Source organism: Corallincola holothuriorum (assembly GCF_003336225.1).
Taxonomy (GTDB): domain Bacteria; phylum Pseudomonadota; class Gammaproteobacteria; order Enterobacterales; family Neiellaceae; genus Corallincola; species Corallincola holothuriorum.
Window position 1 is genome coordinate 116,670 of sequence record NZ_QPID01000012.1, and the last position, 21,660, is coordinate 138,329.

Consider the following 21,660-nt stretch of genomic DNA (forward strand, 5'->3'; position numbering starts at 1 on the left):
ACAATGTGTGGGATAGCAGGTTTTATAGATCCTAGTGCGACAAGAGTATCGGCAGAGTCAACCATTAAGCAAATGGTTGGCCGGTTGCATCATCGAGGACCGGACAGTGCTGGACACTGGTTTTCTGAGCATTCAGGTGTCGTACTTGGTCATGCAAGGTTAGCTGTTGTCGAATTGAGTCCCTTGGGTGCGCAGCCCATGCTTTCTTCATGTGGCCAGTACTCATTGGTGTTTAATGGTGAAATATATAATTTTCAGGAGCTTAGGCAAGAACTAGAGGGGGTGGGGGTCAATTTCATTGGCCACAGCGATACAGAAGTTCTACTCAATGGGTTTATTCGTTGGGGCTTTGAACAGACATTAAAGAAAACTGTCGGCATGTTCGCTCTGGCGCTATACGATCAGATGGAAGGGCGCCTTAAACTAGCTCGAGACCGCTTTGGTGAGAAGCCATTATATTATGGCGTTCAGCAGGGAGTGTTCCTCTTTGCGTCTGAATTGTCATCTATTCGCACGACGCCTTACTTCAACGCCCCTATATGTGAACAAGCCTTGGCTGAATACCTCGTTTACACTCGGGTCAATGCACCACGCTCAATTTTTCGCGATATCTATAAATTGAATCCGGGTCATTGGTTGAGTGTCGATGTGGGTACATCGGATCAGCAACCCACGAAACACTGTTACTGGGATGTGCACCAGGTGGCGCATGAAGCGAGAAAGCGCCCCGCTGCATCACGCCAAGAAGCTATAGCTAATGTTGATAGTTTGTTGCTTCAGTCCGTCAAGCAACAAATGGTGGCAGATGTACCACTTGGTGCGTTCTTATCTGGTGGTATAGATTCTTCATTGGTTGTTGCGGCGATGCAATCCGTTTCCACTAAACCAACAAAAACCTTTTCTATCGGTTTTCATGAACCAGACTTTAACGAAGCCGAACACGCTGCCAAAGTAGCAAATCATCTTGGCTGTGAGCACACTGAGCTATATGTAACAGCAGAAGATGCGCTGGCATTGGTGCCGAGAATGGCTCAAGTGTACGACGAACCTTTTGCAGATTCTTCACAGCTTCCTACTTTTTTGGTCAGTCAAATGGCGAGAAAGCATGTCACTGTTACGTTATCTGGTGATGGTGGTGACGAGCTTTTTGGCGGGTACTCGAGATATGAAACCCTTGCCAATCGCTGGCGGAGTATCAATAAGATCCCTCCATATGCAAGAACTATACTGGCGTCGCTATTAGGAGGCGCGGCCGCAGTAACAGGTTCCAATAAGTTTGACGTGCGCAAACAATGGCTGCAGATGCCTAATCTTATCACTCTGTATGAAGAAAGTGTTTACCCTAAGCAGATGCTATCGTTGATGGAGAATCCTGTTGCGCTGTCACCTGCCCTCACCCACCTTCCGCTAGATGAAAGCGCTATGCTGTTGCACGACATTGACAGTTACATGGTTGAAGACATTTTGGTCAAGGTCGATAGGGCAGCGATGGCTAATAGCTTGGAAGGACGTATTCCGCTTCTGGATCATCGCCTAGCTGAGTATGCATTCAGTATTCCTTATCAAATGAACCAAGCTGACGGTGTCGGTAAACAAGTTCTCCGCCAATTATTATATCGCTACGTGCCACAAGATCTTGTAGATAGGCCAAAACGAGGATTTGCTGTACCAGTCGCTAAATGGCTTCGCGGTCCCCTCAGAGAGTGGGCTGAAGCGCTTATTCACTCACCTGACGCACATTTAAATCAAACACGCGTGATCCAACTTTGGAAGTTACACCTTTCAGGGAAAGATATGAGTCGTGGATTGTGGACTGTGCTGATGTTTAGAGATTGGCTGCGATCTAGTACTGGGAGTGATGAACTTGCAATATCCAATGCCTGACATCATTCAAGTCCCCTATTCAGATGAACATATAGACGGTGTTACTGATCTCCTCGGAAATGCAGACTTTAAAAAGATCATATGGCGTTGGCAGTTTCAAGATAGGTTGAATTTTTCTCCCATCGTTTTGGTAGACCGTGATCGTCAGGTAACCGGATTTAACGGGGTCATGCCCGTTAAAGTCTCAATCGATGGTGAGATCACTGCAGCGGCTTGGAGTTGTGATTTTGTGGTCTCTCCAAAAGCCAGAAGAAAAGGTGTAGGGAAACAAGTTAAACTGGCATTGCAAGCTGAATATTCAAGAGTTATGTCTTTAGGGATCAGTGACTCTGCAGTGAAAGTCCTTAAACGAATGGGCTGGCGCAATGGTGGTCGTGTACTGGCGATGAGGCGTTTATCCCGCAAACGGCATAGCCGTGATCTGGTATGGCTTGCACTGCAAAAAGCGCTACAGTTCCTTTTTAAACGCGTTAGCAAAATAAAAGGTCAGATGGAATGGCTTGCACAACTGCCAGAAAAATCAGAAGTTGATTCGCTTAATGAAAAGATCCTGCCTGACTACCAACGTTGTGTTATTCGAGATTACGAATATTTAAACTGGCGTTATCAGCAGCACCCTTTGGCCTCTTACCAGTTTCTTGCACTTCGAAATGAGCAAGAGCTTGCTGCATTACTTGTCTTAAAAGTAGACAAAGAGCATGTGCGCATTGTGGACTACTTGGGGCCCGGTAATGAGCGCAATATTCGGCGACATTTACTGCGTGAAGTTGATGTGCGTTTTGGCAAAAAACATATGCTTAGTTGTACATCCAGTGATGTAGATTGGCTGATTGTACTTGCGCAGTCAGGCTTCTTACCCACAGGAAAACAACGTTTTTATATCTACAGCGAAACAGATTCTCAATCTAAGGGCTGGTATTTAATGGCGGGTGACTCTGATGGAGAGTTACTACAAGCGGCAAAAGGAGCAATGCGGCAGTGATAGAGTCTAAGTCACCTAAAGTTTCAGTCATTATCCCAACATATAATCGAGCTGAGTTCATTCTTGAAGCGATCCACAGCGTGTTCGCCCAAGACTACACAAACATAGAGATTATCATTATTGATGATGGCTCAACGGATGAAACCGCAGAGCTACTTGCCCCCTATATAGAGCAAGGCAAAGTGCTCTATAGATACCAAGAAAATCAGCGCCAATGTGTCGCTAGAAATAACGCGATGTCTATCGCAACGGGGGAGCTCTGGTGCTTCCTTGATTCAGACAACCGATGGTTGCCCGGAAAGCTTAAAACGCAAGTCACCTATATGCAGACTAATCCCTCTGTCGATATTGTTTATGGCGACAACCAACTTATTGATGACGAAGGCAAGATCACTAGCCAAAAGAATATGCGCCGACATAGTGGACGAATTTATCCCGAAATGCTTCGAGATAACTGCGTATCTATGAATACGGTAATGGCACGGGCTGAGTGCTTTAAACGACATGGTACTTTTGATCCTAGCTTTAAAGTTGCAGATGATTATGAGCTTTGGCTGCGGTTGTCTGCCCATTATGAGTTCATCTACTTGCCGATTTTTTTCGCACAGTACCGAGTCATGGAAGATCAAATTTCATCGGACAAAGAACGCCGTTTTCTTTCTAACGAACGCGCACTGATGAAGTTCCAACAGCAAAACCCTAATTTGTTGCGCCAATCAGAGTGGGATGCAGTATTCGCTTTCTTTTATACTCGCTGGGCGAGAGTACGTTATGTCAAATCTGATGTGTCAGGCATGAAGCAGATGCTAAATAAAGCTCTTCATTATCAGTGGCATAATAAGTACGTTTGGCGTGCCATTTTAAAGTGGCTTCTAAGAAGGTGAATAAATTCAACGACTCCTCCTATTTGTTGGTAGAAACTATAGATGAGCCCAGCTTTCATCAGTTAAGGGATGAGTGGGAGCGCTTGCATCAACGTTCTGATGCAGACCCTCTATTTTTGAGCTGGGCATGGAATTGGAGTTGGTGGGAATCTTGGAACCAAGCTTTAAAGCTCGAGCTCTTATTGATCACTGTTCGGACGATTGAGGGAGAATTAGTTGGTATTGCGCCATTGTATCGGCATAGCGTCAACTATATGGGAGTTTCTGGAGTCACCCGAATTCAAAGTGTTGGCAATGCATGGGGCATTTCTCCAACGGTAAGAAGTGAGTATATGGGGTTAATAGTTGACCCAGCACTTGAATTACAAGTTTACCAGTCAATCTGGCGCTACCTGCTATCAGAAGTGCACTGGGATGAACTGATTCTGTGTGATCTTGACAAAGAAACCCGCGGCTATCGAATTTTTGCCGCATTAGCACGAATGAATGGAATGGTATTTGAACAGGCCTCAGAGGACGTGGGGGTGAAGGTCAATATAAGTGGGACTTTCCGTAATTATTTACAGCAGTTAGGAAGGAATACCCGGCTTAAGCTATATAACCGCCGCAATAGACTCGAAGAAAACAGCATAACCGAGCATATTCGCGTCAAGCCAGAGCAATATCCTCAATTTTTCGAGAAGCTCAACGAGTTGCATGCTACTCGCTGGAAAAAAGGTTGTTACACGGGACTAAGTGAGCAATTTCATCTCAAGCTGCTATCGTTTTTACCTGATAGCAATGTACATTGTATGTTGATGAAACATGATGGTCAGATGATATCGGCACTATATGACCTTGAATGCAGAGGCAAGCGTTACAACCTCCAAGCAGGATATTTTGAAAACTATCACTCTAAGGTTTCACTCGGTACTTTACATTTGGGCTACGGAATTGAAGAGGCTTGGAACACTTCGAGCTGCGTTAGTTATGATCTCTTAGCAGGTTCTGGCAAACACTCTTTTTACAAAAAGCACCTTAGCAAAAAGCTAACCCAATTTGCGACCGTCAGGATAACTCGTCTAAAAAAACGGTTTGCGTTGTACAAATTTTTTGAACGCTTACCAGCGAAATTACGTAAAAAATTGCTCTGGCGCTAGAGTAGATCTGTACTGTTTAAGTCCAATTGAGCAGGATTTTGTAAAAAACCCTGGAGTATCATCCCGCCACACTTGTCATCATGTAGCTGTTCTTGGCTTAGCTGCAGCGCGATTTCAGATAATAAGTGCAACGTTTATGGTTGAACGGCGAGAGGTAGCCAACTGCTAACAGTGGTACGCTTCTCATCGCCAAAATCAAAGCAGTTGTACCATGAACTATCAGCAGTTGACTGAGGGCAAACGATACCAGATTTCAGCCCTCTTGGCGCAAGGTTGCTCACAAGCAGTTATCGCCAGAACAATTAGTGTTTCAGCATCGACCGTGTCTCGAGAACTTCAGCGCAATCGGACGACCGATGATGAGTATCAACCGGCAGAGGCTCAACAGCAGTGTCAGTCCAGACGTACTGGCGCGGCTAAGTATCGGATCCCCGTTGAGACGATCGACTTCGTTGAGTTGATGCTCTCGCAAGAGTGGAGTCCAGAACAGATCAGTGCTGTCAGTTCCCGTGTTGATATGCCAGTCAGTCATGAATGGATATACCAGCATGTGGCTAATGACAAAGCCCATGGCGGTAAGCTTTACAAGTCATTACGTCAGGGACACAAACGTTACCGAAAAGGGAAGAACAGCAAGCGCTGCGTTATCCCGGAGCCAGTATCGATAGATGAACGACCTTCAATTGTGGGTACCAGAGAACGATTCGGTGACTGGGAAATAGACACCGTATTGGGCAGACAAGGAACGGGCGCCATGGTCACTATTGCTGAGCGAAAAAGTCGGTTCTACCTAGTGAAGAAAGTTCAAGCTAAAACAGCCGCAGAGGTTCGTGATGCAACGATCGACATGCTTAAGCCCTATGCTGCTTTTGTTCATACCATTACAGCGGACAACGGCTCTGAGTTTGTTGAACATCAGGCGATCGCCAACGCATTGGATGCTGATATCTACTTTGCTCATCCCTACTCATCTTGGGAGCGGGGACTGAACGAGAGCTTCAATGGCCTGCTACGTCAGTACATTCCGAAAGGAACAGACTTACGGCTAGTGACAGATGAGGATGTGCTGCGAGCGCAGACGCGATTAAACGAGAGACCGAGGAAATGCCTCGACTTCAAGCAGCCCAAAGCAGTGTTTGAATCACTGTGTCAGGCTGCATAGGCGAACGTTGCACTTCGGAGTTGAATTCGCGCAGTACCTAGTTAAATCGCTACGGACAACGGCTTTCATCGCCGCAGTACCCCTGCACAGGACGCTCTGCGCAACAACAAGCTAAGATTGCTCAGGCGAAATATCAGGAGAATAGCCTTTACCAACGTTCATCAACTGCATTTCTCGCGGCGTATCACTTCAAAGCAGATAACGAGAATTAGTGCGCCGGCCTAAGCATTATCGGCAAGAAAATCAATTAGACAAAAAAATAGAAGGTCCCGAATAGGAAATTAGTGAGTTCAGTGTCTAAACTAAAACTTATGTATGAAAGCAAAAGGCCCTATTTAGATGGGAGTGCACATGAAATTTTTTCAACAGATTGGTTTAGTGCTGTTGTTAGCTACGCTAGCTGGGTGTGCTACTACAGATAGTGGAGCTCTACCACCAACGGCTTCAGGCCATGAGCCTACCGGAAAAGCCCAAGCCGAAGTTTGGGAGAATATAAGCGGGGGCCAATTACCTACACTCTATAGTGCACCAGACTACCCCGACGCCCCCACTCGTAATGTCGAAATAAGTCGACTCGAATACAAAGCCGCTATAGCGAATCACGGTGTTAGGGTCCGCGCTTACATTTATCCGCCAGAGGATGGGGAATACCTTTTCAAACTTTATGGAACTAAAACTGCAGAGCTTTGGGTATCAAAAAGTGAACTGAGCAATGACAAAGTCAAACTAGTTCAACTTCCTAGCCCAGAAGGGAGTACGGCTGAAGCAAAATGGAAGGTCAAACTAGAGGCCGAAAAGCGCTATTACATAGAAATTTTGCAATCGGGCACAACTAAGTACGAATCTTTTACTGCACGCTGGATCATACCTAGCAAAGGATATTGGACCAAAATCAACGAAATTTCTCCATATGTTCCCGAGTTAGAGCCCGAACTGGATGAAGAGTTTATTGCCGCATACAAAATGGGATACCAAGAAGGCTATGGCGACTCTGCAGAGGGGCTAGACTTTGATGATGATTATCCACCGATGGATACAGATGGTGATGGCGTTCCTGATAAGTGGGAGCTAATGTTCGGGTATGATCCAAACGACTATTACGATATGGGTTATGACGATGATCAAGATGGCTTGACTGGATATGAAGAATATTCATTCGGCACCTCACCGCTTAACGCAGATAGTAATGGCGATGGAAAGTTAGATGGCCAGCATGTGGCTGACGGAACCGACCCCACAGCCGGTGGTGATAGCCCTATACTCCCCACTGACCCAGTAGATCCCACTGAACCGGTAGATCCCACGGATCCCACCGAACCAGTAGACCCGCCCAGTGAAGAGGAAGCATCAATGCTTGTCTCTTGGGTTACGCCAACGACTAGAATTGATGGCTCGGACCTCCGTCCAGATGAAATAAAAGAATTTGTTATTCGTTACGGTACCTCAGAAGACACACTAACTAACGACGTAACAGTTCCAGATCCAGCAGCAACAAGCCATACAATTAAAGAGTTGACACCTGGAACGTACTATATCTCGATCACTGTCTATGATATCGAAGGTAATTCGAGCGTAGCATCTAATGTTAAAATGCTACAGGCTGAGTAACTGATCACACAGGCGAATAGAAAGGGGAATATTCCCTTTCTATTCTGTCAGTCGAAGCGATAAGGCTGCAGTATTGTTGGCAATGATCAATCTTTAGAACGACCAGAATAGAGAATTATACAGCTTAGTACTCCCCTAAGTTTAGTAGTCAACAGAGCTGAGAATAAAAGGTGTTAATCAATTAAGAGCAAAAGAATTTGGGGATAGGGGCCTTTGAAGTAGCTTGGCTTTCTGACTAGGCCAGCTTGAACCGCAAACAGCATCATCGTAAATAAACGTCGTTGACCCTGCTTTTCCAAACATAAAAATGATCAGCTCAAGCGCTAACCAAAAGAGATTTGATTATGCTCTTAATACAAACGCCACTACAACGAATACCTCTATAGTTCCAAGCTACCGCTGTCTACTTCGCTACTGCCAATATATTAGGCCCCACGTCGTAAGTGTCCTGCACAACTTTAGCACCATAAGGAGACAAGTGCCCCCAGTCCCGATAGACAATATCACCATTAACAAACATTGAGCATATATCGTCGCCGTCGCAAAGCACTTCTCTGAAATCAAAGACTCCCGCTTCCGAGCCCTTTATGACTTTTTCTAGAAATACATCTACTCGATTCTGAGGATGAGTGAAATTACAGTGCGATGTAGTTAAATCTCCATGTGCAGTATCTTCACTGCTAGAAACAAGCACTTTTTTTGCACATCTAAGTGTCTTGCTAGTTGAAGAGGGCATCGGACTAACGATCACAACCTTCTTTCCTGCCGCTCGTAAGCGCCTAACATCTTTCGATATAGCGTCTATATATTCTGAAATAGATACCTGTCGAACCGTTTCTCCATCATAAGTTAACCTCTGATTAAAAGGCCAACTGAATGTTGAAGAGATCACAACATATTCAATACTATCTGTCTCTAATACATATTTATAAGCGTCATTTGAAAATTTGTTACAACTTTCCGCCCATGCCCTATTATAAACTCCTGAGCTTTCAAAAGGAGTATAATTAGTATTAGGGAAACAAGAGGACATCGTTGCTTGAACTAGCCCTTTCTCTCCTTCAGAAAAGAACTGCGTCAAATGTGCTGCGAAAGAGTCTCCCCACAAGAATACTTGTGCATCCGGCTTTGTTCTACAAATAGAAAACTTATTATCAAAAGCATTACAACCTGGATATGGCAAACCGTAATTTGGCTCCAAGGCCCCTTTATTGCTTGAAAACTTAGAATAAAGCGTACCTTGCACTGAAACATTTGGATTAAAATGAAACATTAACCCGATAGCTATACAAGCAAATATACCTGATAAAGACCATGAAAATATTGCTTTTCTTTTTACTTTTTTCTTATCCCGAAAAGGAGCCTCAACATAACGCCAGCTAAGATAAGCCAATAATAGACTCAATCCAATACTTGCCACTTTCAATAAGAATGATTCTTCATTTAAGTCAGAGATTCTAAGAAATGCAAAAATTGGCTGATGCCAAAGATATAAGCTGTAAGAAATTAATCCTATGCTGACAAAAAACCTCGATGATAAGACGCGAGTAGTGATCGAGTTCTTACTTGAGAAACAGATGACTAAGCATGTCCCAACCACAGGGAGAACTGAGTAAAGACTAGGAAACGGCGTATTTTTATCATAAACGAAGACTGAAAGGAGGATAGCTAAAAGTCCAAATAAGGCCAAAATGCTTGACATCATACTGTCACGACAGTGTGATTTTATATTTGGGAAGGCTAACGCAGCACCAAGTAATAGCTCCCATGCCCTAGTAGGCAATAGATAAAAATTTGCTGTCGGATGGTATCGCCATAAATATTCAGAAGATAAAATAGACAAAATTATCATTATAAATATGACTATCAATATTTTGTCTTTAAATAACCGCCAAGCAACAGCTAGAAAAACTGGAAATATAATATAAAACTGTTCTTCTACAGCCAAACTCCAAGTATGAAGCATTGGCAACTCTTCAGCAGAATTAGAGAAATAATTGGTGGTAAGCCAAAAGTATAAATTTGAAGAAAATGTAGCGACAGAGAAAACACTTTGGCCAAACAGCTTAATCTCATCTGGCAACATCAAGTGCCAAGCTAAAGGAATACTAACTAGTATAACAAAGAATAGTGCAGGTAATATTCTGCGAGCTCGTCGTTCATAGAATTTAAGTATCGAGTACGTTCCTTGTTGATGCTCTTTAAGAAGAATCGAAGTTATTAAATAACCAGATATAACAAAAAAGACATCAACACCTATAAATCCACCAGAAAAAATATCAAAACCTGCATGGAATAAAATAACAGGGAGAACAGCAACAGCTCTTAAACCGTCAATCTCCGGCCGATAATCTATCGTATTTTTAGTATGTTCCTTCACTACTCACCTTGCTATCTATAAATACTACATAAGTCAGTCTTATAGTGGGCTTACCTATGCCTGCTTTAGCGAACTACTGATTGGCGCTTTGGAATGATGAGTCGTTTAACTAGATATCAGCACAAATGTCCTTATAAAATAAAGTCATCATTCTTCTTCCCGTACAACTTTCTGAGAACTAAACAAGCGACGAGAATAATTTTTTATCAAACCGATCATACGCCCAACGAAATAAACTTGATAAAGAACATAACGCTGAGTTGTGATTGCGATACCAGAATGGTTACTTTCACTGCGTGTGTTTTTTACCATAGTAGCTAGCGCCGGGATCCCCAAAATAGCGGCAAGTGCAGCGACTACGAAAAACAGCGATGGATAGCCAAATATCAAGCTAATAAGGAGTACTGGCAACACAAAGACAGCAAGACTATATATATGCACTAACCAAAGTAGCTTATCGGTCTTAGTTCTTGCAGATTCTATCTGATAACTACCATGCCAAATCTGACGTTTCATCGTTGCCATTAGCGTTTTAGGATAGCCCAAGTGTACAACTGCGCATTCCTTTAACTTAACAATGGTGTAGCCCGACAGTTTAACCCGATTTGATAGATCGTCGTCTTCACCCGCTGACATCGACTCATTAAATCCACCCAAGTCGTCAAAAATCGACTTTCGAACAATAAAACAGCTACCAGCTAGCGCTTTCACCACTTTACGTGGCACTGATTGGCTTGATGCCCATGCTTTCTCTACCCAACAGGCATCTTGAGCTGCCAAGCAGGCACCACCAACAGCACCAGTAGATTCATTCTCAAACTCTTTTACCGCGCTAAGCAGCCAGTTAGTGCCTACTTCACAATCACTGTCTACAAAGGCCAAAATATCACAGTCGCTCTTTAAAGCGCCGTAGTTTCTAACAGCTCCAACACGCACACCTGATTTCACCTCAACGTCAACGCCAAGCTTGCGACAGACTTTCACCGTATCATCGTCAGAACCATTATCAATCACACGGACATCGAACCTATCTTTCGGATAATCCAATTTTTCCAATGATAATAAGCATCGACCTATATATTCTTCTTCATTGAAAGCTGGAATAACAATAGAAACAAAAGGCAACAAAATGCTTAACTCCCTTTAATTTTTACAAGCTGCAAAGATCATTTTATAGACGCAAAGACTATACTGGCCTTATTGATGCCAATGTCTAAAGCTACGCCGAAAATAGCATTGGTGACTAATTAATTTCCGAAATCACAGTTTTAAACTTCCCATTCGCGTTCTTCGGAATACTATCTAGGTACTCAAATCGAATCAGCATATTTGGTCCAGTACGTTTCGTGATTTCATAACGCAGCGCATCTTCTGTGACCTGGTCGTATTCATCATTTTTCACTAGTCGAAACAGTAACTGGTTAGGTGCCTGCTGCACAATTTGAGTTTCATAGATGCCACGTAGCCCCTTAAATATAGAGCCCATACGTCCTAACGGTCGCCCCTCCGGCGAGACTAGAGCGTCGTCGACCCTCCCTTCGAGCCGCTCCAACTTAGGAAATGCCCGACCACAGTCACATCTACTGTCACTCGGGACCAAGCAGTCGCCTAAACGGTAACGAATTAGCGGCATCGCTCGATTAACTAAACCAGTACAGATGGCCTCACCAGTTTCCCCGGCATTGACCGGTACGTCGTCTGCGCCAAGCACTTCAAGGATCCCATGCTCGGGATGCACGTGCATATTTCCCTGTTCACACTGGGAGACAAATAGAGCCATTTCGGTGCAGCCATATTGATCAATCACTGGTGCGTCAAAACTAGCCTCAATCAAACTACGCTGATGGCATAAGAGAGTTTCCGCGGTCGTAAACACGACCTTTGCCTTAACTCGTGGAAGGTTGTTCTGCGCAATATACTTGGCGATCGGATAGATACTCGACGGATAGCCAATAATTTCATCCGGTTGATAACGGATCAATTGCTCATAATAGGCAGGTAGATTAGCGTCAGCGAGGTGATGTGAGGACATTAACAGGTTGTGCTGGAACCGATCATAGCGCCAAAAAGGTCCTGACGTCGCCGTTGGAGACATGATCACACGGCCAAACAGCGTCGCCCTGCGGCCAAGCGGTCCAACACCGAACCAATGTCTTAAACGACTCCAAAAAGCATAATGTTCAGTCCGGCTATCAATATCAGAATAGATCGTAATCGGCGAACCGCTACTTCCGCTAGTATTTAGAGTAAAGTAACGACCACTAGCCAATATCCGCTCATCCACCAAAGATTGTGGATTTTCCCTCAATACCGATTTTTCCAGTACAGGAAACCAACTAAGTGCTGTGAGATCTTTAATATCATCTGCATGGATCCCTTCAGCTTGGGCCCATTGCCGATAGTGGGGAACATGGGCAATTGCCATCCTTGCTAGTGCGACAAAGCGTTCACTCTGTAACGCTCGAACACCATCAGCATCAAGCTTTTCACTAGTAAGTAAATCCTGAAGGTGCTGTTTTGCGGCGGGACTAAAGCGCTCTTGGCGGAGCTTCAACCCATAAGCAGTGACCAGCAAATTTTGGCACCATACAGGCGCCTGATAATAGAGCTTTTCCATCCAGGGAGACACGTCAGTTACCCCTAACCATGTTTCGATATAAACGGAGATACGCGGTCCCCATGGCGTCAACGCTATAATGACGCTGCTGCCTTTCTCGGCCACACTCACCCAACAACGCAGCTTCTTCTGAATCGGCCAATAATAGCTGCATTGACTTGGTCAGTTCTGATACATTAGCCGCAGGCACTAACTTCCCACATCTGCCCTTATCTAATACCTGCGGTATGGCACCCACTTCAGATGCTATAATCGGCACACCCACCGCCATCGCCTCCAACAGGGCCATTGGCAACCCTTCAGTCAATGAAGGCATAACAAATAATTTTGCCTGTTGCAGTAGTAACGACACCTGCTTGCAGAAACCAGGCAACATCACCACATCCTTTAACCCCTGCTCAGCGATAAGTGACTCAAGCTCGGCCCGTTTTCCGCCTTCCCCTACGATTAGAATACGACAACCCGTATCGTTTCGGTAAACATCGGCAAATGCCTTAAGCAGCGTATCAAAGCCTTTCTCTCGCGATAGGCGCCCAACAGCGACAATTAGCTTATTAGTGGCACCAACAAAATCTTTAATAGCACCACTTTCCAACTCAGTATCTAAAGTGAGACGAGTAGACGTATCTAGGCCATTTGCGATCACCTGCGAGTGCGCCAAACCCAAGTTTTTCACTCTTGGATGAGCCAGAGTTTGCTCACTCACAAATACCACTTGTTCTAATCGAGAAAGCATTTTTCGGTCTAGCCACTCATAACACCACATACGGCTGCCGACAGGAGAGTGCACATAGCCGTGCACCGTCGTTATACAAGGCAAACGCCAACGCGTTGGTATAAGACCCATCAGAATATTGAATTTGTAGCCATGGCTGTGCAGCAAGTCCGCTTGCTCGGACTTGGCTAACTCGATAATTTTTCTTGCACCGGACAAATTAAGTCCGTTCTTCATTCGCAAACAAATCAACGGTAAGCCCGCGTTTTTAGCCGCTAGCTCCAATGCTTTTTCAGGCACACCGGTATCACCAACACTGACTATCGTTGCCTTGGTATCATGTTGATTGCAATAACGAACCAGCCCAAGCAACACCTGCTCGGCACCATACAGTCCGCCACTGTCTATCAGGTGCATTACATGCATCGGCTATCCTACCCTGGGCTTCCAAAGCACCACTTTTTCACCCTTAGCAAAACGCAAAAAAGCATGCGCTGAAGCCACGTTGATCAGTGAAAAATAGTAAGGAATACTAAATAGGGCACCGCTTCCAGGCCGATAATGCCCTAGCAAGGCCAAGCCATAAAAGCCAAGCTGTAACAGCAACATCATGGCAAAGAACCCACCTTGCGATGCTAGCGGTAGATTGACTAGAAGTAACAGTACTTGCGGAATAAACGCTAAATAGCGTAGCAATTTATGGCTAAATAGCTGCCATCTAAACAAACCGTCTTGACTGCCGCTAAAAAGTTGCCGCATGTCCCACAAGCCCCATAATGCGCGTAACCCAACTCTGACACGCATTCTGTACTCTCTTCCACTGTCGTCGAGAGCGTCTTCGCCGAGTAAGGCCCGAGCCTCATACACCACCCGATATCCTTGCTCCACCACTTTGAGCGGCTGCACAAAGTCAGGCAACTGGTCGGCATTCATCGGCAGGTATAATTCTCGACGCATGCAATCAATGCCGCCATCAACACCAACCACAGAGCCGATATCAGTTTCCCACTGGCGCAGCGCATTTTCATATTTCATGTAGGCGCTGCAACCTTCCCCTGTCATACTACTTTCTGGATTACCGTAGATCATCTGACCGGTGACATAGCCGACATCAGGATCGGCAAAATTTCTCACCAAGTGCGCAATCGCATCCTGCTTGTAAACGGAGTTGGCGTCAGAGAAAACAATGATTTCTCCGGTGGCTTCTGGTATGGCCATATTCAATGCCGACGTCTTCCCCGCCCTAGGGGTTTGTACCAATAACTTAACGCGACTATCTTCGGCAGCGAGTTTCAACACCAGCTCATCAGTACCATCATCAGAGCCATCAGAAATCACTATCACTTCCAGCTTTTCAGCCGGGTAGGTTTGCGCAAGCTTGTTAGTAACGGTGGCCTCAATATGCTCCGCTTCATTAAATGCAGCGATGAGGACCGTCACTGTCGGTTCGTTATCGTCTTTAGCTACCGGCCTCTGCTTTAACTGTGCCATCCAAGCAACAACCGTTGGATAACCAAAATAGATATAAAATAACAACGCCAGTAGTAACCAAAATATTAATATCATTCTCTACTTATCTCTCTAATATTCAGGTTGACTGATGACCTGCCAACGCCCTGAATTTTGCTGTTGTAGGCGTGCACCACTTTCTGCCAACAGCTGATCTAATGCTTGCTGAGCTCGTTCACAATCTATCATGCAAGGCAGTTGCACGGAGACCAGAGCTGCATCATAGCGACGCGCCAGCAGAGCCGGAAGTTCAGCTAGCTTAGCCAAATAAGCACTGGTAAACCCTTTTCCCCCAACACTCATCCAATAAGCGACTAACCAGACTTGGCGGCGTCCCGCTCTCGGCTCCACCTCCTGCACCCAAATCTCAGTGCCATCAGGCAACTGGCGCCGTTGACTTTCCAAAGTCACCCAATGCTGACGGGCATACAGCCAGCGGTAAGGCATAAAGTCTTGCTTTACTTCCTGTTGCCAATAGAAAAAGCGTTCAATACGTACTGGTTGTCCTTCAATAGACAACAGTTGCTGATGATGTTCAGCACGCTCAATGTCCCGAAAATAGGCAGGGGTCATCTCGGGCACCAATGTCTCCTCTACATTATCAAAATGACGTAATTCTTCAGGAGGAGAAAACTGAGCCGCCGGCGGAGCCGACAATAGGTAGCCGATGGATGCTGGCGCGGATATAAGCAGCACAGCACCCACTACTAAGGGTCCAAATGTATAACGGTTTTCTGGGGCAAGGCCTTTTGGCGCGACAGGTGCGCTGTTATCTCCCCGCCAACGAACTAAGAAGAACATCGCACTAAAAATGATGCCAAAGAGGACAAAACCATAAAGCTCGTGGTCCGAGAGCAAGCTACTTTGCATTTCTGAGAAATAACCTATCAAGACCAATGAATAGACACGTAGCCAGTTAGTTATCAAACCTAGCGCAACCCCCAATAACAGCAAGGCCAAACGCCATCGCCAATCTCGGAAGAAAAGCTGCCCACTCAGAAATGAAAACGCAACACCGATAATCAGATAGCGCAAACCAGAACAACCATCCGCAACAGTAATAATCCCACTAGGGATATGGATTTCATTTCCTTGAATCAAGATCGGCATCGACAAAAGCGACAGCAGCTCTGTGGTGACATATACCGTCAGCTCAATCAAGTAATCATTAAGATGATCCCAAATCGGAACAGCAAAACAAAACAACAGGGCAGCAAAGAAGGTGTAACGAGCTAGCGCTTTACCTGCAAATAGCGCGACAGAAAGCCACCATATCCAGGCAATCAACACTTGTTGCACAACAAGAATATCCGTAGCTGCTGCTACCCACCACAGACCAAGCATCAAAAGTAAAGGGAACGCTGCGGGCAACCATGGCCCTACTGGCAACGAGCGAAATACAACACGTTGATCATGAAACCACCAGAGGATAACGGCCATTAATAGCAAGCCGTGACCATAACTCTCATCAAACCGCAACCAGCGATGCAGTAGCGTCCCAAATGTCGACCAATACAGGGCGGCTACCAACAATGCTAAGGCGCCCGGTACGAGCAAACCTAAAGGTAATTTTTTTGCCGTCTCCATGACCGCACAACTCCATTTGTCACTTTAATTAAGGCCAATGCCACGCATTGACCTACGAAGCCTGTTTGACGCTGCGCCAATCTACCACCGGATAGGTTTTATCTGGCGTTAGATATAAGTCAGCCATGCTCTGCCACTGCAAACTATTGAGCAGTTTGGATAAGCGGGGCTCCATCCGGTCTAGGTTTAGGTAGTGCCTGAATTTAGATTTTCTAGAGGCGTCAACCATGCGAGGCTGTTCTGTATCCAGCTCCCACGGATGAAAATAAAACACCACTTGCCCATGGCGCTTAGCATGTTGCTTCAGTGCCCATTGCGAAATCATTAACGGCAATAAGCGAAAATAACCGCCACCTGAAATGGGCAGGTTTTTTCCGCCCAAGGGCAAGGTGCTCGCAGGTATCTCAAGCAGCCCATTAGGCAACCGAAATGGTTCAGTCGGCGCGTTTGGCACACCATAGAGATCATGCTTAATCGGGTAGATGCTTGAACTGTATTGATGACCCGTCTCCATGATGATCTCATGGGCCCAATGATTGTCCTGGTCAATAGAGAAGCAGGGCGCGCGGTAGCCTTGTACCGCGCAGCCGCCAATATCCTCTAGGATCCCCTTGGCGCGAACAATATCTTCACGAAATTGCTCGGGCGTTAACCCGCAAACATGTTGATGGGCATAGCCGTGACTGGCCACTTCATGTCCCGCAGCAAGGATATCTCTTACCAGCTCAGGTTCACGTTCAGCCACCCATCCTAAAATGAAGAATGTTGCTTTCGCATCATGCTGCTGAAATAGGCTGAGCGCCTTGCGCGTGCTACCCGCCACCCTGCGCTCATAGCTATCCCACTTGTTACGATCAACGAGCTTAGCAAAGGCTTCAACCTGAAAGTAGTCCTCGACATCGATGGTCATCGCACCCTGTAACTTAGACATCAAGCTATCCTTTGCCACGCACTTTTTCGAGCAGAGCCAACGCATCTTCTCGCTGGGCAAATTGGGCTGCCGCAGGCTTAGCAAGCAGATTATCCAACACTTTTTCCGCATCCGGATTCTGCTTATTCGCTGCTAACGCTTTCGCATAATTAAACTGTATGCCTAAATCGTTCGACGCCGTTGTCGCAGCCTTCGCTAACAACTCGACCGCTTCAGCATTTTTGCCTTGCGCCAATAAAACAGATCCCAAGGTATCCTGTACCATAGGGTTATTCTCGGCCTGGGCTAACGCTTGACGGGCAAACGATTCTGCCTCTTCTAATTGCCCTTGTTCAGAAAGCAGCCAAGCCAAGTTATTCAATGCGATCACATTTGCCGGGTTCTGTTCAACCAAAATTCGATACTGCGCAATCGCTTTGTTTTGATCTTTTGCCAGGTAAATTTGCGCCAACAAACTACGAGGCCCCTGATCTTTTTCGTGCTCTTTCAACCAGGCTTCCAGGTGACTCTGACCCTGCTCACTGTTGCCAGAGCGAACATAAGCGTGACCAAGATAAAGTGCTCTCTGCGTTGACGGGTGCTCCCTTTGCACATTACCTAATAATCTAATGGCAGTGACCCACTGCCCCTGATGCATCGCCAGCCGTCCTTCCAGCTCAGTTAGATAGGGTGTATCAAGACCATCCGCTTTTAATGACGCAATCTCCTGCTCAGCAACCGCGATCTTGCCTGCTTTCAACTGCAAGTTCGCCATCATCATGCCGAGTAACGGTTCATTAGGTGCCTTAGTCATGGCACCACGAGTGACGTTAATCGCTTTATCAAACTGCTGCTGATACTCATAAGTTTCAGCCACAAACAGTGCGGCACGGAAGTCGTCTGGTTTCTCTTCCAGCCACTGCTGATAGAGTGCAAGCGTCTCATCAAGCTTACTGGCTCTGGTTAGCATGCGCCCTTTGGTCATGACCGCATCAGCGTAGTAGGGGCTGTCTGGAGCGTAACCATCAAGTAAAGCTAATGCTTGATCAGTTTTACCTTGTGACAACAAGAACTGTGCTTTAACCAAAGGACCTTGAGTAAGTTCAGGATTAGCGGCGATAGACTCGTCTAGATATTTACCAACCAAAGTTGGGTCGCCACCTTCCCGCTCCACAAGAAACCACTCACGTAATAAGCGCAAGTTCAGTGGCGCATCAACCAACAGCCGCTGATACATATCGCGCGCCTTCAACACATCCTTTTGTTCCGCAGCAATCAACGCCGCTTGGTAATAAGTATTGCGTTTATCCCCTTCCAGCAACAACGCACGATCTAATTCAGCAGTGGCCTTATCAAACTCTGACATACTGCGATACACCGTAGCCAACAGGTTGGCGGCGTCTATCGATTCAGGCTCTTCTTGCACCCACTTTTGGGCGACTTCTAACGCTTCTGCCTTGCGCTCGCGTTTGATCAGATTTAATGCCAGCAGCAGCTTGGCGCTCTTCATATCTGGATTCTCATTGAGCACGGCTTCAAGGTCAGCCAAGCCCCCGGTATCATCCATTGAGAGTTTTGCCATGCCTAACCGCAACATATTGGCCGGATCGCTGCTGTTTCCTAATGCCCGCTCAAACAACTCCTTTGCCTGCGCGTGCTCACCACTTTTCATAAACTCGTCTCCGAGTTGGGAAAGCAAAGCAGCGCCTTTCTCATCGTCAATTTCTAGACCACGCAGGGTGTCAGCGGCTTGCTCGTGGTAACCCAGGCGGAACTGAGTGATAGCCAAAGTTTTGCGCGCTAAATGATTCGCTGGTGTTAACGGCGCGATAGCGCTTAACAGTTGATAAGCTTGCTCATTGTTGCCATCGAGGAAATGACAATAGCCTGCAATCATTCGACTATTAAAATGTTCAGGAAGCGCTTGTAACACCTCGGATGTGCGTTCCAGCGCTGTTTTGCAATCTTTGCCCTCAAACGCGATCACGGCCTGGTAATAGACAGGTACCGGATGATTTGGCAAAACTTTGCGTATTTTAGTCAGTACCTCTGTCGCCTGATCGAACTGCTTCGCCGCAATCAAAGCTTCGCTTTGCAGCAAGCGATAGCCCATAATATTGGGCTCAACCTGCACTAACTGGGTAAAGATATCTGCCGCCGCTTGTGACTGACCATCGGCCAACAACAGACGGCCTTTTAGCAGCAACGCCTCAACAAAGTCAGGTTGCTCCTTTAACAGAGCATCCAGGCTGCCAAGCGCCGCAGACATCTGATTGTCCAGAGTCTTTAGGTAGGCATCACCCAGCTGCCCAAACGGGGCACGCGGATCCATCTCATTCGCCAACTCGAACTCAAGACGAGCATCTTCCGGCTTATTTTGATTAATCAGCGCCTGGCCGCGAAATATATGCAGGAAGAGACGTTTATCTGCGGGAACCTCCGACAGATCTCGGGTTAACTCCAGTAGCTCATCAATTTTTGCGGTTTGATTAAGCACCTTGGCCAGCGGAATTAACACATCATTGCGATCCGCACCCAACTCCAACGCACGCTTTAGCTCTTTCTCTGCACCTTGAGCGTTTCCTTCAGACAGATAAGCGAGTCCTAACGCTAAACGAATATTGGCATTTTTAGGGTTCAGCTTCAGCGCGTTTTTATACTCAATAATGGCCGCTGCAGCTTGGCCTTCATTTAAGTACGTTTCCGCCGATGTCAGATACTCAGCCTCTGTTCTGTTGTCACCACAACCGGCCAACAGCACCGCTGTGGTCAACACACCCACGCGCCATAAATTACTCTTACCCATACCTAACCAAGCCGCCATTATCTTCCCTCGTTATTATTCGTTATCTGCTCTGCCTACTGAGCTCTTTTATTCCGTTCATCAGTGATGTTGTATTTGTCCATCAAGGAGTAAAGCGTTGGACGGGTGACTCCCAGCAATTCAGCCGATCGTGAAATGTTGTAATCGGTGTAACTAAACGCTTTAAAGATAAGTTTCTTTTCTGCCTCTTCACGAACCGCTCGCAGATTAAATGCCATATCTTTCTCAGCTAACAGATCCAAGCCAAGATCTTCGGCGCTAATCAGCTTGCTATCAGCCATGATGGCCGCGGACTTCACCTTATTCTGTAATTCACGGATATTACCCGGCCAGCTGTAACTACAAATCGCTTTAAGCGCGGTTTCATTGAACCCCAGCAAATTGCGTCCCAGCTCGCTGTTGTAATTGTGGAGGAATGAACGGGCAAGCAGGACAACATCGCCTTCACGCTCACGTAGGGCTGGCAATTGGAAAGTAATTTCAGAGATCCGATAGAACAGGTCTTCTCTAAACTCGCCGCTCTCGACCATCTCTTTTAGATCACGGTTGGTGGCACAAACGACCCGAACATCGACGGGGAGTTCTGTCCTGCCGCCGACAGGCTCAATCACCCGCTCCTGCAAGAATCGCAGTAGCTTGGCCTGCAAGGCTCCAGGCATGTCACCTATTTCGTCGAGAAACAGTGTGCCACCCTGAGCACACTCAATTTTTCCCTGCGTCTTCTTGTGAGCGCCAGTGAACGCGCCTTTTTCAAAGCCAAAAAGCTCACTTTCTAATAGATTTTCAGGGATAGATGCACAGTTAATTGCGATAAAAGGCGCATTACGACGAGGGCTCAGCTGATGGATCGCTCGGGCAAAAACTTCTTTGCCGGTACCGCTTTCACCAAGCAGCAATGCCGTCGCTTCGGTCGGAGCGACACGCTCGATTAGGCGCAACACCCGCGTCATTTCAGGGCTATTGCCAATAATTCCTGCTGTTGCAGGAGATTTCGACTCAACCAAACGACGATTTTCATCTTCAAGACGATGAAGTTGGAACGCACGATCGATGATGATCTGCAAAACATCCGGGTCAATTGGTTTGTGATAGTAATCGTAAGCACCATCAGCCACGGCTCTAAGCGCATTGTCTTTATCATCATTACCGGTAACGACAATCACCTTAGTCGACGGTGACAACGCTAGAATCTCTGACAAAGCCATGAGACCTTCAGAGGCGTTTGCGGGATCAGGCGGTAAGCCTAAATCCAAGGTCACAACCGCAGGTTCAAAGCGGCGTAACTGCTTAATTGCAGACGCTCTGTCTTCCGCAAAGACTAAGTTATATTTATCCAGGCTCCATTTAAGCTGCTTCTGGATGCCGGGATCGTCGTCAACGATCAACAGATATTCTTTTTTAACCACCAAAGCCTGTACTCTCCATGTCTACTGGGCAAAGTTAGTATGACAGATCCACA

Annotated in this window: 15 protein-coding genes; 6 read left to right on the forward strand and 9 right to left on the reverse strand. The window is 46.2% G+C overall.

Going from position 1 to position 21,660, the window contains the following annotated elements; translation table 11 throughout:
* Positions 1 to 3 precede the first annotated feature (3 nt).
* From asnB to DU002_RS17180, 6 genes are all read left to right on the forward strand, one after another.
* Positions 4 to 1,884 (forward strand): asparagine synthase (glutamine-hydrolyzing), encoded by a 1,881-nt coding sequence (gene asnB / locus DU002_RS17155; protein ID WP_114339676.1) that lies wholly within the window; start codon positions 4 to 6, stop codon positions 1,882 to 1,884.
* Positions 1,859 to 2,866 carry a GNAT family N-acetyltransferase gene (locus DU002_RS17160; RefSeq protein ID WP_114339677.1) on the forward strand — a complete coding sequence of 336 codons (1,008 nt, stop codon included), beginning with the start codon at positions 1,859 to 1,861 and terminating at the stop codon, positions 2,864 to 2,866. Before asnB ends, DU002_RS17160 begins: the two co-directional genes overlap by 26 nt.
* Positions 2,863 to 3,750 (forward strand): glycosyltransferase, encoded by an 888-nt coding sequence (locus DU002_RS17165; protein WP_233496533.1) that lies wholly within the window; start codon positions 2,863 to 2,865, stop codon positions 3,748 to 3,750. Before DU002_RS17160 ends, DU002_RS17165 begins: the two co-directional genes overlap by 4 nt.
* Positions 3,747 to 4,889 (forward strand): GNAT family N-acetyltransferase, encoded by a 1,143-nt coding sequence (locus tag DU002_RS17170; protein WP_114339678.1) that lies wholly within the window; start codon positions 3,747 to 3,749, stop codon positions 4,887 to 4,889. Before DU002_RS17165 ends, DU002_RS17170 begins: the two co-directional genes overlap by 4 nt.
* 211 nt (positions 4,890 to 5,100) lie before the next feature.
* Complete coding sequence (locus tag DU002_RS17175) at positions 5,101 to 6,051, forward strand: IS30 family transposase (RefSeq protein ID WP_114339679.1); 951 nt, start codon at positions 5,101 to 5,103, stop codon at positions 6,049 to 6,051.
* A 351-nt stretch (positions 6,052 to 6,402) separates the two neighbouring features.
* Positions 6,403 to 7,659, forward strand: a complete 1,257-nt coding sequence (locus tag DU002_RS17180) for a PA14 domain-containing protein (protein ID WP_158538125.1) — start codon at positions 6,403 to 6,405, stop codon at positions 7,657 to 7,659.
* 403 nt (positions 7,660 to 8,062) lie between these two features.
* On the opposite strand, the gene DU002_RS17185 is transcribed toward DU002_RS17180, so the two are convergent.
* The 9 genes from DU002_RS17185 to prsR form a co-directional block, all read right to left on the reverse strand.
* Entirely contained in the window at positions 8,063 to 10,039 is a 1,977-nt protein-coding gene (locus tag DU002_RS17185) for an acyltransferase family protein (RefSeq protein WP_114339681.1), read from the reverse strand.
* A 147-nt stretch (positions 10,040 to 10,186) separates the two neighbouring features.
* Positions 10,187 to 11,167: a glycosyltransferase gene (locus tag DU002_RS17190; protein ID WP_158538127.1), complete on the reverse strand. Its 981-nt coding sequence runs from the start codon at positions 11,165 to 11,167 to the stop codon at positions 10,187 to 10,189.
* A 115-nt stretch (positions 11,168 to 11,282) separates the two neighbouring features.
* A complete protein-coding gene (locus DU002_RS17195) occupies positions 11,283 to 12,668 on the reverse strand; it encodes a phenylacetate--CoA ligase family protein (protein WP_147271893.1) in 1,386 nt (461 codons plus the stop codon).
* Position 12,669: 1 nt separating this feature from the next.
* Entirely contained in the window at positions 12,670 to 13,797 is a 1,128-nt protein-coding gene (locus DU002_RS17200) for a glycosyltransferase (RefSeq protein WP_114339684.1), read from the reverse strand.
* Positions 13,798 to 13,800: 3 nt separating this feature from the next.
* Positions 13,801 to 14,937 carry a glycosyltransferase family 2 protein gene (locus DU002_RS17205; RefSeq protein WP_114339685.1) on the reverse strand — a complete coding sequence of 379 codons (1,137 nt, stop codon included), beginning with the start codon at positions 14,935 to 14,937 and terminating at the stop codon, positions 13,801 to 13,803.
* Between the two features lie 15 nt (positions 14,938 to 14,952).
* Positions 14,953 to 16,467 (reverse strand): exosortase C-terminal domain/associated protein EpsI, encoded by a 1,515-nt coding sequence (locus DU002_RS17210; RefSeq protein WP_114339686.1) that lies wholly within the window; start codon positions 16,465 to 16,467, stop codon positions 14,953 to 14,955.
* A gap of 52 nt (positions 16,468 to 16,519) precedes the next feature.
* Complete coding sequence (locus DU002_RS17215; RefSeq protein ID WP_199405267.1) at positions 16,520 to 17,398, reverse strand: XrtA system polysaccharide deacetylase; 879 nt, start codon at positions 17,396 to 17,398, stop codon at positions 16,520 to 16,522.
* A gap of 4 nt (positions 17,399 to 17,402) precedes the next feature.
* A complete protein-coding gene (gene prsT, locus DU002_RS17220; protein WP_114339688.1) occupies positions 17,403 to 20,201 on the reverse strand; it encodes an XrtA/PEP-CTERM system TPR-repeat protein PrsT in 2,799 nt (932 codons plus the stop codon).
* A gap of 35 nt (positions 20,202 to 20,236) precedes the next feature.
* Complete coding sequence (gene prsR, locus DU002_RS17225) at positions 20,237 to 21,610, reverse strand: PEP-CTERM-box response regulator transcription factor (RefSeq protein ID WP_114339689.1); 1,374 nt, start codon at positions 21,608 to 21,610, stop codon at positions 20,237 to 20,239.
* Positions 21,611 to 21,660 lie beyond the last annotated feature (50 nt).